This window comes from Prescottella equi (genome assembly GCF_020171745.1).
Lineage (GTDB): Bacteria > Actinomycetota > Actinomycetes > Mycobacteriales > Mycobacteriaceae > Prescottella > Prescottella equi_A.
In genome coordinates this window covers 12,862-26,936 of sequence record NZ_JAIVAH010000025.1, presented here as the reverse complement: position 1 = coordinate 26,936, position 14,075 = coordinate 12,862, and the positions used below count along the sequence as shown (strand labels likewise).

The 14,075-nt window shown below is 69.2% G+C and carries 12 protein-coding genes and 1 tRNA gene; 9 read left to right on the top strand and 4 right to left on the bottom strand.

Annotated elements, in window-relative coordinates; all coding sequences use genetic code 11:
- Positions 1 to 42: 42 nt before the first annotated feature.
- From LCL87_RS20625 to LCL87_RS20615, 3 genes are all read right to left on the bottom strand, one after another.
- A tRNA-Arg gene (locus LCL87_RS20625) sits at positions 43 to 115 on the bottom strand.
- A gap of 181 nt (positions 116 to 296) precedes the next feature.
- Positions 297 to 1,022, bottom strand: a complete 726-nt coding sequence (locus LCL87_RS20620; protein ID WP_225023309.1) for a DUF305 domain-containing protein — start codon at positions 1,020 to 1,022, stop codon at positions 297 to 299.
- An 8-nt stretch (positions 1,023 to 1,030) separates the two neighbouring features.
- Positions 1,031 to 1,942 carry a thioredoxin-like domain-containing protein gene (locus LCL87_RS20615; RefSeq protein WP_225023308.1) on the bottom strand — a complete coding sequence of 304 codons (912 nt, stop codon included), beginning with the start codon at positions 1,940 to 1,942 and terminating at the stop codon, positions 1,031 to 1,033.
- Between the two features lie 168 nt (positions 1,943 to 2,110).
- Between LCL87_RS20615 and argS the strand changes: the two genes are divergently transcribed.
- The 8 genes from argS to prfA all read left to right on the top strand — a co-directional run bounded on the left by argS (position 2,111) and on the right by prfA (position 12,594).
- Positions 2,111 to 3,763 carry an arginine--tRNA ligase gene (gene argS / locus LCL87_RS20610; protein ID WP_225023307.1) on the top strand — a complete coding sequence of 551 codons (1,653 nt, stop codon included), beginning with the start codon at positions 2,111 to 2,113 and terminating at the stop codon, positions 3,761 to 3,763.
- Positions 3,760 to 5,181 (top strand): diaminopimelate decarboxylase, encoded by a 1,422-nt coding sequence (gene lysA, locus LCL87_RS20605; RefSeq protein ID WP_225023306.1) that lies wholly within the window; start codon positions 3,760 to 3,762, stop codon positions 5,179 to 5,181. Before argS ends, lysA begins: the two co-directional genes overlap by 4 nt.
- Positions 5,178 to 6,491 carry a homoserine dehydrogenase gene (locus LCL87_RS20600; RefSeq protein ID WP_225023305.1) on the top strand — a complete coding sequence of 438 codons (1,314 nt, stop codon included), beginning with the start codon at positions 5,178 to 5,180 and terminating at the stop codon, positions 6,489 to 6,491. The genes lysA and LCL87_RS20600 overlap by 4 nt, the downstream gene beginning before the upstream one ends.
- Positions 6,488 to 7,591 carry a threonine synthase gene (thrC, locus tag LCL87_RS20595; protein WP_225023304.1) on the top strand — a complete coding sequence of 368 codons (1,104 nt, stop codon included), beginning with the start codon at positions 6,488 to 6,490 and terminating at the stop codon, positions 7,589 to 7,591. Before LCL87_RS20600 ends, thrC begins: the two co-directional genes overlap by 4 nt.
- 35 nt (positions 7,592 to 7,626) lie before the next feature.
- Positions 7,627 to 8,559, top strand: coding sequence for a homoserine kinase (gene thrB, locus LCL87_RS20590; RefSeq protein WP_225023303.1), 933 nt, complete (start codon positions 7,627 to 7,629; stop codon positions 8,557 to 8,559).
- Positions 8,560 to 8,886: 327 nt separating this feature from the next.
- The gene (rho, locus tag LCL87_RS20585; protein WP_225023302.1) at positions 8,887 to 10,926 is read left to right on the top strand and encodes a transcription termination factor Rho; all 2,040 of its coding nucleotides are present in this window, start codon (positions 8,887 to 8,889) and stop codon (positions 10,924 to 10,926) included.
- Positions 10,927 to 11,135: 209 nt separating this feature from the next.
- Positions 11,136 to 11,369 (top strand): 50S ribosomal protein L31, encoded by a 234-nt coding sequence (gene rpmE, locus LCL87_RS20580; RefSeq protein WP_107987001.1) that lies wholly within the window; start codon positions 11,136 to 11,138, stop codon positions 11,367 to 11,369.
- Between the two features lie 145 nt (positions 11,370 to 11,514).
- Positions 11,515 to 12,594 (top strand): peptide chain release factor 1, encoded by a 1,080-nt coding sequence (gene prfA / locus LCL87_RS20575; protein WP_225023301.1) that lies wholly within the window; start codon positions 11,515 to 11,517, stop codon positions 12,592 to 12,594.
- 12 nt (positions 12,595 to 12,606) lie between these two features.
- Here prfA and LCL87_RS20570 read toward each other — a convergent pair whose 3' ends face one another.
- The gene (locus tag LCL87_RS20570; RefSeq protein ID WP_225023300.1) at positions 12,607 to 13,014 is read right to left on the bottom strand and encodes an amidohydrolase; all 408 of its coding nucleotides are present in this window, start codon (positions 13,012 to 13,014) and stop codon (positions 12,607 to 12,609) included.
- A 142-nt stretch (positions 13,015 to 13,156) separates the two neighbouring features.
- Between LCL87_RS20570 and prmC the strand changes: the two genes are divergently transcribed.
- The gene (prmC, locus tag LCL87_RS20565) at positions 13,157 to 14,050 is read left to right on the top strand and encodes a peptide chain release factor N(5)-glutamine methyltransferase (protein WP_225023299.1); all 894 of its coding nucleotides are present in this window, start codon (positions 13,157 to 13,159) and stop codon (positions 14,048 to 14,050) included.
- Positions 14,051 to 14,075 lie beyond the last annotated feature (25 nt).

The following is a 14,075-nucleotide window of genomic DNA, read 5'->3' as shown; positions in this document are numbered from 1 at the left end:
ACGGCCGAAGGCCCCACTCTCGTAAGAGTGGGGCCTTCCGTGTGCCCCCGGCAGGATTCGAACCTGCGGCCTTTCGCTCCGGAGGCGAACGCTCTATCCCCTGAGCTACGGGGGCGCACCGGAAATCCGGTGTGCCAGTGGGCGAAGTTAGCGTAGCGCATTGTCGCCGATCGTCCACATCGGCTGGTAGATCGGTGTTTTTCTCGTGGTGCCGACGTTGCACCGGCGGCAGAACCGGACCGGGCGGCGCACCCGCTGGGGGAGCGCCGCCCGGTGACGGTCGATGAAACGATCTGTCAGTTCATCGGAAGCGGAGACGCGTTGCGCTCCGTCAGCATGTTCGTGATGAGCGTCGCCTCACCCTGCTGGGTCGAGACCATCTTCTTCGCCAAATTGCGAACGGCCGGGACGTCGGCGTACTGCTCGGCGTACTCCATCATCGGCAGCCCGCCCTGATGATGCCGCAGCATCAACTGCAGGAACATCACATCGAGTTCGGGACCCGACGCCTGGCCGAGGGCGGCCATCTCCTCGGGGCTCGCCATGCCCGGCATCTTGCTGCTGTCGTGCTCCTCTGCAGCGCCAGTCGCGGCGGTCCCGTGGCCCGAATGTGTTCCGTGCCCGTCGCTTTCGGTCATCCACGTCATGTAGCCGTCGGTGGGCAGTGGAGCCTTGTCCCACAGCGCCAGCCACCCCTGCATCTGACCGACCTGGTTCTGCTGGCTGGTCAGGATGTCGAAGGCGAGGCTCTTGACCTTGGGGTCGGTCGACTTCGTCAGCGCGATCGACGACATGTCGATCGCCTGATTGTGGTGAACGGTCATGTCCTGGGAGAACCCGACGTCCACCGACGTCGCCGCCGGAGTCGGCGTGCCGTTGTCGTCGATCGGCAGCCGCACGAAGAAACCGAGGGCGAAACCGATCGCGAGAACGCCGATCAGGCCCACGACCGCTAGCGCGGTCCGCTGACTGCGGCTGCTCGGTTCGGTTGCGGTCTCCATCGGGGTGTCGATGTCGGTCATCGCGTCGATCAGCCGTTCCCGCCGGCGGCAGGAGCGGGGGCCTGCTCGAGGCCGGTCGGCATCGGGAGACCCGAGGGCACACCGGCCGCGCCGCCGGTCTCGTTGGCGTCCGGCGTGATGCCGCCGCCGTCCATCGGCACCGCGTCGGGGCCCGGGGCGCTCGCGTCGAACGGCGGCGGGTTGGCCGGGTCGAACGAGCCGGGGATCGTCGAGCAGCTCGCGCCGACCTCGGGGTACGCGTAGCGGTTGAGGCGCAGCGCCTTGATGAACTGGTCGATGCGCTCGTCGTCGGCGTTGTCGACCTTGAGCTGGTGGCCCCACGACTGCAGCGAGATCGGGGAGTCCAGGCCCGGGTAGGGCGACATCAGCATGTAGCCGTCACGCGAGCTGGCGCGCTCCTCGAGCTGCTTGCGCTGCGCGTCGTCGAGCTTGTCGGGGTTGTAGGCGATCCAGACGGCGCCGTGCTCGAGCGAGTGCACGGCGTTCTCGGTGCGGATCGGATCGGCGTAGACGGTGCCGGTGCACGTCGCCCACACGGAATCGTGCGGTCCGCCGAACGGCGGGGTCTGGTCGTACGCGACCCGCTGGGTCGACTCGACGTGCACGCCGGCCGGGTAATCGACCTTGACGACGCCGTCGATCGACGACGACGGATCCTGGTTGGACTCCGACGGCGTGAACTTCGCCACGGCCTGTTGGTCCTGGTACTTGGGGAAGATGTTGACGGCGAGAACGCCGATCAGCGCGACGACGGCGATGACGGCGCCGATGGTCAGCCAGGGAATCTGGCGTGATGCGCCGCCTCCACGCTTGGACGCGGGCACACCACCCTGCTTCTTCTTGGCTGCCTTGATCGCCTTGGCTGACTTGGCCCCCGTTTTGCTACTGCCGGGACCGCGATTTTCCGAACCGCTGGGCATCGATGAGTGCTCTTTCGGTGATGGGATACAGGGCGTCCTCGAGGGGCAGGGAGCCTCCCCGGTCCCCATCAGGCTTCACCACTGTACGTTCCGACCCTGAGGGAAACCTTGGAGACAGGGTGATACTGGGTAAACGGCCCGCTGGTCCAGGCAATAAGATGGACTCCTGTGACTCCAGCCGACCTTGCCGAACTGCTCCGAGGGACCGCCGCGAAGGTGCTCGCCGAGCACGGACTCGACGTTTCCGTACTGCCCGCGACACTGACGGTCGAGCGTCCTCGTAACCCTGAGCACGGTGATTACGCCACGAACGTGGCGATGCAGGTGGCCAAGAAGGCCGGTGCGAATCCGCGTGATCTCGCCACCTGGCTCGCCGCGGCTCTGACCGCGTCCGACGGCATCGATTCCGCCGAGGTCGCGGGCCCCGGGTTCCTCAACATCCGCCTGGCCGCCGACGCGCAGGGCGCAATCGTCGCCAAGGCCCTCGAGGCGGGCGCGGCGTACGGCGAGGGCGATGCGCTCGCGGGCAAGCGGATCAACCTCGAGTTCGTCTCCGCGAACCCCACGGGCCCCATCCACCTCGGTGGCACCCGCTGGGCCGCGGTCGGCGACGCGCTGGGCCGCATCCTGGCCACGCAGGGCGGCGACGTCACGCGCGAGTACTACTTCAACGACCACGGCGCGCAGATCGACCGTTTCACGCGGTCGCTCATCGCCGCGGCGAAGGGAGAACCGGCCCCCGAGGACGGCTACGCGGGTGCGTACATCGTCGACATCGCGGCCGACGTGCAGAAGCAGGCGCCTGGCGTGCTCGACCTGCCCGAGGCCGAGCAGCACGAGACCTTCCGGTCGATCGGTGTCGAGCTGATGTTCACCCACATCAAGCGCACGCTGCACGAGTTCGGTGTCGACTTCGACGTCTACTTCCACGAGAACTCGCTGTTCGAGTCCGGTGCGGTGGAGCGGGCCGTCGAGACCCTCAAGGGCTCCGGCAACCTCTACCACGAGGACGGCGCCTGGTGGCTCAAGAGCACCGACTTCGGTGACGACAAGGACCGCGTCGTCATCAAGTCCGACGGCAACGCCGCCTACATCGCCGGCGACATCGCCTACTTCCAGGACAAGCGCGCCCGCGGCTTCGACCTGTGCATCTACATGCTCGGCGCCGACCACCACGGCTACATCGGCCGCCTCAAGGCCGCCGCGGCCGCGTTCGGCGACGACCCGGACACCGTCGAGGTCATGATCGGCCAGATGGTCAACCTCGTCCGTGGCGGCGTCGCTGTGAAGATGAGCAAGCGCGCCGGCACGGTCATCACGCTCGACGACCTGGTCGAGGCGATCGGCGTCGACGCCGCCCGCTACTCGCTCGTCCGCTCGTCGGTGGACCAGAGCATCGACATCGATCTCGAGCTGTGGGCGAGCACCACCAACGAGAACCCGGTCTACTACGTGCAGTACGCGCACGCGCGGCTGTGCTCGATCGCGCGCAACGCCGCCGACCTGGGCCTGAGCGCGGAGAACCCGAACCTGGGTCTGCTCACGCACGACCGCGAGGGCGACCTCATCCGCACGATCGCCGAGTACCCGCGCGTCGTCGCGAAGGCCGCCGAGCTGCGTGAGCCGCACCGCATCGCCCGCTACCTCGAGGAGCTCGCGGGCACCTACCACCGCTTCTACGACGCCTGCCGGATCCTGCCGCAGGGCGACGAGGAGGCCGGTGAGCTGCACACCGCGCGGCTGGCACTGTGCGCCGCGTCGCGTCAGGTCCTCGCGAACGGCCTCGAGCTGCTCGGCGTCAGCGCACCGGAGCGCATGTGAACGCGCATCCCGCCGGTCCCCGGCACGCCGAGATCCAGCACGCCCCCGGGTTGCCGCCCCGCCCGGCGACGCCGTCCGAGATGACGACGCTCCCCGAGCAGGTGTGGCCCCGCAGCGCCGAGCGCGGCACCGACGGCGTCGTCCGCATCGCCGGTGTCCCGGTCACCGAGCTGGCCGAGAAGTACGGCACGCCGCTGTTCGTCGTCGACGAGGACGACTTCCGCTCCCGTTGTCGCGAGATGGCGCGCGCCTTCGGCGGTGCCGAGCGCGTCCACTACGCGTCCAAGGCGTTCCTGTCCGCGGAGATCGCCCGCTGGGTGCGCGACGAGGGCCTGTCGATGGACGTCGCGTCCGGTGGTGAACTGGCCGTCGCACTGCACGCCGGCTTCCCCGCCGAGCGGATCACGATGCACGGCAACAACAAGTCCGTCGCCGAACTCGACACCGCCGTCGCGGCGGGCGTCGGGCACATCGTGCTCGACTCGATGGTCGAGATCGACCGGCTGGACGAGGTCGCGGCCCGGCACGGCGTCGTGCAGGACGTCCTGATCCGCATCACCGTCGGTGTCGAGGCGCACACGCACGAGTTCATCGCGACCGCGCACGAGGATCAGAAGTTCGGGTTCTCGCTGTCCGGCGGCAAGGCGATGGAGGCCGTCGCACGGGTCCTCGCCGCCGGCAATCTGCGTCTGGTCGGCCTGCACAGCCACATCGGCTCGCAGATCTTCGAGGTCGACGGCTTCGAACTGGCCGCGCACCGCGTCATCGGGCTCATCCGCGAGATCGTCGACCGCTTCGGCGCCGAGAAGACGGCGCAGCTGTCGATCGTCGACCTCGGTGGCGGTCTCGGCATCTCGTACCTGGACAGCGACAACCCGCCGCCGGTCGCCGAACTCGCGGCCAAGCTCGCGCACATCGTCGCCACCGAGTCGGCGGCCGCGGGACTGCCGGTGCCGACCCTCATGGTCGAGCCGGGCCGCGCCATCGCCGGCCCCGGCACCGTCACGCTGTACGAGGTGGGCACCATCAAGGACGTCACCCTCGACGGTGGCGCGACGCGGCGGTACATCAGCGTCGACGGCGGCATGAGCGACAACATCCGCACGTCGCTCTACCAGGCCGAGTACGACGCGCGCCTCGTCTCGCGGGACAGCGACGGCGCCCCCGTCGTGGCCCGTGTCGTCGGCAAACACTGTGAGAGTGGCGACATCGTCATCCGTGATGCCTGGATGCCTGATGATCTAGGTCCCGGAGATTTGCTCGCCGTCGCGGCCACGGGCGCATACTGCTATTCGATGTCCAGCCGGTACAACCTGCTCACCCGCCCTGCGGTGGTGGCAGTGCGGGACGGCGCCTCACGCCTAATCTTGCGTAGGGAAACTGTGGAAGATCTGCTCAGCTTGGAGGTTTCGGAGTGACCAGCGAATCGGCGCAGCGCGCCATCGGGGTGGCTGTTCTCGGCCTCGGGACCGTGGGCAGCGAGGTGGCTCGGATCATCCGCGAGCACTCGACCGACCTCGAGGCCCGAGTCGGCGCACGACTGGAGCTGCGCGGTGTCGCGGTCCGGCGCATCGACGGTGACCGCGGCCTGCCGCAGGAACTGCTGACCACCGACGCCGAGTCGCTGGTGACCCGCGACGACGTCGACGTCGTCGTCGAGGTCATCGGTGGCATCGAGTTGCCGCGCAAGCTGGTGCTTGCCGCGCTCAACGCGGGCAAGTCCGTGGTGACCGCGAACAAGGCGCTGCTCGCCGAGTACACCGGTGAACTCGCCGAGGCGGCCGAGCGCGAGAGCGTCGACCTGTACTTCGAGGCCGCGGTGGCCGGTGCGATCCCGGTGATCCGCCCGCTCACGCAGTCGCTCGCGGGTGACCGCGTGGACCGTGTCCTCGGCATCGTCAACGGCACCACCAACTTCATCCTGTCCGCGATGGACGAGACCGGCGCCGACTACGCCGACACCCTCGCCGAGGCCGGCCGCCTGGGCTACGCCGAGGCCGATCCGACGGCCGACGTCGAGGGCTTCGACGCCGCGTCGAAGGCCGCGATCCTCGCGTCGATCGCGTTCCACACGCGCGTCACCGCGGGCGACGTGTACCGCGAGGGCATCTCGAAGATCACCTCCGACGATCTCGACGCCGCCAAGTCGCTGGACTGCACGATCAAGCTGCTGTCGATCTGCGAGCGGATCGTCGCCGCGGACGGCAGCGAGCGCGTCTCCGCCCGCGTGTACCCCGCACTCGTCCCGCGTGAGCACCCGCTCGCGGGCGTCAACGGCGCCTACAACGCCGTCGTCGTCGAATCGGCGAACGCCGGCCGTCTGATGTTCTACGGCCAGGGCGCCGGCGGCGCCCCCACCGCGTCCGCCGTGATGGGCGACCTCGTGATGGCCGCGCGCAACAAGGTGCACGGCGGCCGCGGTCCGCGCGAGTCCAAGTACGCGCAGCTGCCGATCGCACCGATGGGCGACATCCCGACCCGCTACTACGTGAACATGCAGGTGGCCGATCGTGCCGGCGTGCTGTCGGCGGTCTCCGCCGAGTTCGCCAATCGCGGCGTCAGCATCTCCACCGTCCGGCAGGAGGGCGCCGGTGACGGCGCACGTCTCGTGGTCGTCACCCACCTCGCAAACGACGCGGCACTCTCGGAAACTGTTGCCGCCCTTGCCGAACTCGAATCTGTAACCGCTGTGACCAGCGTGCTCCGACTGGAAGGTACCTCCGAATGACCGGCGCCAACCCCAAGGCCGATACCAAGACCACCCCCGTCCACACCCCGTGGCCGGGACTGATCGAGGCCTACCGCGACCGGCTCGCGATCGGACCGAACTGGAAGACCGTCACCCTGCGTGAGGGCGGCACGCCGCTGCTCCCTGCCGGGCACCTGTCGGAGCTCACCGGTTGCGACGTCTACCTCAAGGTCGAGGGACTCAACCCCACCGGTTCGTTCAAGGACCGTGGCATGACGATGGCCGTCACCGACGCCCTCGCCCGCGGCCAGCAGGCCGTGCTGTGCGCGTCCACCGGTAACACCTCCGCCTCCGCGGCCGCCTACGCAGCCAAGGCGAAGATGGGCTGCGCCGTGCTGGTTCCGCAGGGCAAGATTGCGATGGGCAAGCTCGCCCAGGCCGTCATGCACGGCGCGCGGATCATCCAGGTGCAGGGCAACTTCGACGACTGCCTCGAGCTGGCCCGCAAGACCACGGCCGAGTTCCCGACGATCGGTCTGGTCAACTCGGTCAACCCGGTGCGCATCGAGGGCCAGAAGACCGCCGCGTTCGAGATCTGCGACGCTCTCGGCAAGGCCCCCGACATTCACGCGCTGCCCGTCGGCAACGCCGGCAACATCACCGCCTACTGGCGCGGCTACTCCGAGTACTTCGCCGACGGCATCACCTCGGTGCGCCCGCGCATGCTCGGCGTCCAGGCCGCCGGTGCCGCGCCGCTGGTGCACGGTGCCCCGGTCAAGGATCCGGAGACCATCGCTACCGCCATCCGCATCGGTGCGCCCGCGTCGTGGGACGGCGCCGTCGCCGCCAAGGAGGAGTCGAACGGTGCGTTCCGCGCCGCCACCGACGAGGAGATCCTCGAGGCGTACCGCCTGATCGCCGCGACCGAGGGCGTCTTCGTCGAGCCCGCGTCGGCCGCGAGCGTCGCGGGCCTGCTGGCCGCCCACAAGGAGGGTTGGCTGGACTCCGGCCAGACCGTCGTGTGCACCGTCACCGGCAACGGCCTCAAGGATCCCGACACCGCCCTCGCGGGCATGCCGGCCGTCCAGCCGATCCCGGTCGACCCGGTCGCCGTGGCTGCGGCGCTCGAGCTGGCATAGTGACCGCGGCTCCGGACACGGCAGTGGACCAGACGATGACACAGACCCTTCCCGCCGGGCTCACCGTGACCGCGCGCGTCCCGGCGTCGAGTGCCAACCTCGGTCCGGGCTTCGACACGCTGGGTCTGGCCCTCGGTCTGTACGACGAGATCACGGTCACCACCACCGATTCGGGTCTGACGATCCGGGTCGAGGGGGAGGGCGCCGACGACGTCCCGTGGGGACCCTCGCACCTCGTGGTCCGCGCGATCGAACGGGGCCTCGAAGCCGCGGGCCTGTGGGCCGACGGGCTGGATGTGGTGTGCCGTAACGCCATTCCGCATTCCCGTGGACTCGGCTCGTCCGCGTCCGCTGCCGTCGGTGGCCTGGCCGCGGCCAACGGTCTCGCGCTCAAGGCGGCGCCGGAGCTGGCGCTGACCGACGCGCAGCTGGTCCAGCTGTCGTCCGAGTTCGAGGGTCATCCCGACAATGCGGCCGCGAGCGTCCTCGGCGGCGCGGTCGTCTCGTGGAGCGAGCCGGGCGTCGACGACGCGGCGCAGCGTCGGTACAGCGCCGTCCGGTTGCCGGTGCATCCCCATGTGCGGGTCGTCGTGCTGGTGCCGTCGGAGCGCTCGTCGACCGCTCTCACCCGGGGTCTGCTCCCCGAGACGGTTCCGCACCGGGACGCCGCCTTCAACGTGAGCCGGGGCGCACTCGCGGTGGTCGCGCTCACGCAGCGACCCGACCTGCTGATGACGGCGACCGAGGACAAGCTGCACCAGACGCAGCGTGCTCCGGCCCTGCCGCTCACCACCAGCTGGATCGCCAAACTGCGTGACGCCGGTATCGCCGCGACGGTGTCGGGTGCAGGGCCGACGGTGCTCGCGCTGTCGGACCAGCCGTTCCCCGATACGCTGCGCCGCGAGGCCGAGGACAGCGGTCTGCGGGTGCTCGAACTCGAGGTTGCCGACGGCGTCCAGGTGAACTGACGGAACGCGCCCAGGATAGTTACTGCTCGGTTCTTGCCGAGTAAGGCATTCGCCGCTATCCTGGGCGTGTCCGTACATCGTGCGCTTCAGACGCCGGTGCTTCACCAGGGCAGTCACTCCATTTCTTCGGGGTATTCCTGGCATGATCCTCACGCGATTTCCTCTGCGCTGACAGATCGACAGCACCCGCCTCCTCCGGTGATGTGATGGGGACAAGGCCGGAATTCCATCCAGCGGATACGGCACATCCGAGTTCAGTCAGTCAACTGAATTGCGGGACGAACCCTCGGCTTTGCGCAGCGCGAGCGAGGGAAGGAAAGGACCTCCGTGACCGATACGGACCTGATTGCCACGCCTGTTCAAGATTCCCCGGCAGAGGCCGCGGGTGCCCGGGCGGGCAATTCTGCACAGACTTCCGACGCGGGGTCGCGCGAGGGCGCGGTCGCTGCGTCCACCAAGCGCGCCGATGCCCGGCGCGGTGCCGGGCTGTCCGGAATGGTGCTCGCCGAGCTTCGTACGCTCGCGGGCGAACTCGGCATCAAGGGCACCTCGGGCATGCGCAAGGGCGATCTGATCGCCGCGATCAAGGAGCGTCAGGGTGGCGGTGCGGCCAAGGCTGCAGCATCCGCTCCGGCCGAGGCGCCCGCACGCAAGGAGCGCGCCGTGGCCCCTACGGAAACCGAGGCTCCCGCACGCAAGGAGCGCGCTGTGGCCCCTACGGAAACCGAGGCTCCCGCAGCCGGTGAGACGCCGGACGCCGGTGAGTCCGAGCAGGGTGGCCGTCGTAGCCGACAGCGTCGGGGCTCGTCCCGGCGTGCCGGTGCTCCCGAGTCGGCCGACGCCGGAGCATCCACCGCGACCGACACCGCACCCGCCGAGTCCAAGCCCGCCAAGCAGGCCGAGGGTAAGGACGAGGGCCGGGAACAGGGCCGCGAACAGGGCCGCGAACAGGGCAAGGACCAGTCCGCCGAGGAGCGTGGCGGTCGTCGTGAGCGTGGCGAGCGTGGTGAGCGTTCGCAGGGCGGCGAGCGCGGCGAGCGCGGGGATCGTTCGCAGGGTGGCAACGGCCCCCGTGGCGAAGGCCGTGGCGAGCGCCGGGATGCCGACGAGGAAGATGGCCGCGGCCGTCGTGGGCGTCGGTTCCGTGAGCGTCGTCGTGGACGTGACCGCGGTGAGGGTGGCGAGGGCCGTGAGGGCCGCGAGCCCGAGATCCGCGAGGACGACGTCCTGCAGCCGGTCGCCGGCATCCTCGACGTTCTCGACAACTACGCGTTCGTGCGCACGTCCGGTTACCTGGCCGGGCCGAACGACGTGTACGTCTCGATGAACCTCGTTCGCAAGAACGGACTGCGTCGCGGTGACGCGATCACCGGTGCGGTCCGTGTCCCGCGCGAGGGCGAGCAGAGCAGCCAGCGCCAGAAGTTCAACCCGATGGTGCGTCTCGACACCGTCAACGGGAACGATCCCGAGTTGGCGCGCAAGCGTCCCGAGTTCAACAAGCTCACGCCGCTGTACCCGAATCAGCGCCTGCGCCTCGAGACCACGCCGAACATCCTGACGACCCGCGTGATCGACCTGGTCATGCCGATCGGCAAGGGCCAGCGTGCGCTGATCGTGTCGCCGCCGAAGGCCGGTAAGACCACCGTCCTGCAGGACATCGCGAACGCGATCACCGTCAACAACCCCGAGTGCTACCTCATGGTCGTCCTGGTCGACGAGCGTCCCGAAGAGGTCACCGACATGCAGCGCTCGGTGAACGGCGAGGTCATCGCCTCGACGTTCGACCGTCCGCCGGCCGATCACACCTCAGTCGCCGAGCTGGCGATCGAGCGTGCGAAGCGTCTCGTGGAGGCCGGTCGCGACGTGGTGGTGCTGCTCGACTCGATCACCCGACTGGGCCGCGCGTACAACAACTCGTCGCCGGCGTCCGGACGCATCCTGTCCGGTGGTGTCGACTCGACGGCGCTGTACCCGCCCAAGCGATTCCTGGGTGCCGCGCGCAACATCGAGAACGGCGGCTCGCTGACGATCATCGCCTCCGCGCTGGTCGAGACCGGCTCCACCGGTGACACCGTGATCTTCGAGGAGTTCAAGGGCACCGGCAACGCCGAGCTCAAGCTCGACCGCAAGATCGCCGAGCGCCGGGTGTTCCCGGCCGTCGACGTCAACCTGTCGAGCACCCGTAAGGACGAGCTCCTCATGAGCCCGGACGAGTTCGCGGTGGTGCACAAGCTGCGCCGCGTGCTGTCCGGCCTGGACACGCACCAGGCGATCGACCTGCTGGTCGACCGGCTCAAGAAGAGCAAGAGCAATGTCGAGTTCCTCATGGAGGTCTCGAAGACGGCTCCGGGTCGGATGGACGACTGATCGTCCCGATCTCGACCTGATCGACTCGTCCCCGTACGCCTGGCGTCACGGGGACGAGTCGTATCCGGTGGGAATCATTCCGTGCGGGGGCGCGTTTATGAGGATGCGTCCGCCTCTGGCAGAATGGGCGATCGCGTGACAATCATGTCCGGTTCCGGTTCACGGCCTCGAACGGCGAGGACGACCCGGCGGCCATCGAAAGGGACACCATGAAGGCAGGAATCCATCCCGAGTACGTTGCAACCACCGTCGTGTGCGGTTGTGGCAACACGTTCGAGACCCACAGCACCGCGACCAGCGGACGTATCAACGTCGAGGTCTGCTCGCAGTGCCACCCGTTCTACACCGGCAAGCAGAAGATCCTCGACACCGGCGGCCGCGTCGCCCGCTTCGAGGCTCGCTACGGAAAGCGTGCCGGCTCGAAGGCCGCTGCCGACCAGTAGCTGTCCCGCCGACGCCCGTCCTGTGATTCTGCAGGCCGGGCGTCGGCTTTTTTGTGCCGACCCGTACCGCGTTTTGCGCACTTGCCGCGGTACGGAGGTCTCGACGACAACGACAAGTGCGCAAAACGCGAAACAGGAGCCAAGAATGGCAGGGACGACGCAGCCGTCGGCGATCGACGACATCCTGGCCGAGCACGCAGGCCTCGAGCAGCAGCTCGCCGACCCGGCGCTGCACAACGATCCGTCGGCCGCGCGCAAGGCGGGCAAGCGCTTCGCCGAGCTCGCCCCGGTCATGGCTACCTACGCCAAGCTCACGTCGGCGCAGGAGGACCTCGACGCCGCCCGCGAGCTGGCCGCGGACGACTCGGCGTTCGCCGCCGAGATCCCGGCGCTCGAAGAGACGGTCACCGAACTCGAGAAGACCCTCACCGACCTGCTGGCGCCGCGCGACCCGCACGACGGTGACGACGTCGTCCTCGAGCTCAAGTCCGGTGAGGGCGGCGAGGAGTCGGCACTGTTCGCGTCCGACCTGGCCCGCATGTACGTCCGCCACGCCGAGCGTGCCGGGTGGCGCGTGGAGATCCTCGACGCCACGGTCTCCGACCTCGGCGGATACAAGGACGCCACGATCTCGATCAAGTCGAAGGGCGACGCCCGCGACGGCGTCTGGTCCCGCCTGAAGTTCGAGGGCGGTGTCCACCGGGTGCAGCGTGTGCCTGTCACCGAGTCGCAGGGCCGCGTGCACACCTCCGCTGCCGGCGTTCTCATCTACCCGGAGCCCGAGGAGGTCGAGGAGGTGCAGATCGACGAGACCGATCTGCGCATCGACGTGTACCGGTCGTCCGGCAAGGGCGGTCAGGGCGTCAACACCACCGACTCCGCGGTCCGGATCACCCACCTGCCCACCGGCATCGTGGTGACCTGCCAGAACGAGCGCTCCCAGCTGCAGAACAAGGCGCGCGCGATGCAGGTCCTCGCCGCCCGGCTGCAGGCTGCGGCGGAGGAGGCGGCGGACGCCGAGGCATCGGCCGGTCGTCAGAGCCAGGTCCGCACCGTCGACCGCTCCGAGCGCATCCGCACGTACAACTTCCCCGAGAACCGCATCACCGATCACCGCATCGGATTCAAGGCGCACAACCTCGACGCGGTGCTCGACGGCGACATGGAAGCGCTGCTCGACGCCCTCGGCAAGGCGGACCGCGAGGCCCGACTCGCCGCCGAGTAGTCAGCCGGCGTCTCAGCTCACGACGGTGGTGGCGACGCCGCCCTGCGCGAGCACGCACGGCTGACCGGCACGGTTGGTGTAGACCCCGTCGAGCACGGTGGTGACGACGCCGGGACCGGTGTCCGCGACGAACTCGGCGCGGGTGCCGTTGTTGGTGAGCGTCGCGATCCCGTTGGCGCCGGTGGAATTGTTGACCCACACGACCCTGCCGCCGCCGGCGGGTGGGGGCTCGTCGACACTGATCGCGAGCCGTCCGCCGGGTAGGGGAGTGGCGTCGGCGACGCCCATCCCGCCCGGACAGATCGCGGGCGCCGGCTGGACATCGAACGGGGCGGCGTCGCCGAGCGCGGGACCGACGGCGACGCTGACTGTGGTGAAGGCTGCGGCGGTGAGAATTCGCGCCGCTGTGGCGGAGAACATGGAACGTTCCTTCGTCCGACCTCGGCCTGACGGTGACCAGACCGGTCGTATTCTATCGCCGGGGTGCCCGGACGAGGCTGGATGCAAGCGGTCCGGCACCTATCCGTGCTGTGTCCGTGACCGACGTGGCAGGCTGTAGCCCGTGAGTCGACAACCCATCCGTCTGGCCATCATCGAGGCAGCCGCCGAGCTGGAGCGTGCCGGCGTGCCGTCGGCGCGGGTGGACGCCGAACTCCTGGCCGCGCACCTGCTCGGGGTCGAGCGGACCCGCCTGGGGCTGGTGCCGCTGGTCGACCCGTCCGTCATCGAGGAGTACCGGAAGCTCGTCGCCCGCCGGGCGGAGCGGATTCCGCTGCAATACATCACGGGATCGACTGCGATGGGCAGCATTTCACTCGAGGTCGGCCCCGGTGTGTTCGTTCCGCGACCGGAGACCGAACTCCTCCTTGCCTGGGCGCTCGCGCATCTCGAGGCGAGCGGGCTGCGGGCCCCCGTCGTCCTGGATCTGTGCACCGGTACCGGGGCCCTCGCGCTCGCGATCGCCCACGCGCGCCCCGACGCGGTCGTGCACGCGGTCGAGCTCCAGCCACAGGCCCTCGCGTGGGCGCGCCGCAACGCGGACCGGCGGGGCGAAGCCGGTGACACGCCGATCAACCTCGTCCAGGGCGACGTCACCGATCGGACGCTGCTCACCGAGCTGGAGGGCGGCGTCGACCTCGTCGTGTCGAATCCGCCGTACATACCCGAGGGTGCGGTCCTCGACCCCGAGGTCGCCGATCACGATCCGCACACCGCGCTCTTCGGCGGCGCCGACGGCCTCTCGGTGATCAAGCCCATGGTCAACAACATCGCGCGCTGGTTGCGCATCGGTGGCGCCGTGGGGGTCGAGCACGACGACACCAACGGCAGCCAGGTGGCGGAGTTGTTCCGGGCACGCCGCGTCTTCGACCGAGTCGTCGAGCACCCCGACCTCGCGGGGCGGCCCCGTTTCGTCGTCGCGCACCGTGTCGCGACCGACGTCGAGGCGGCACGGTGAGGGCGCCGGCGGCGTGAGTGAAAGG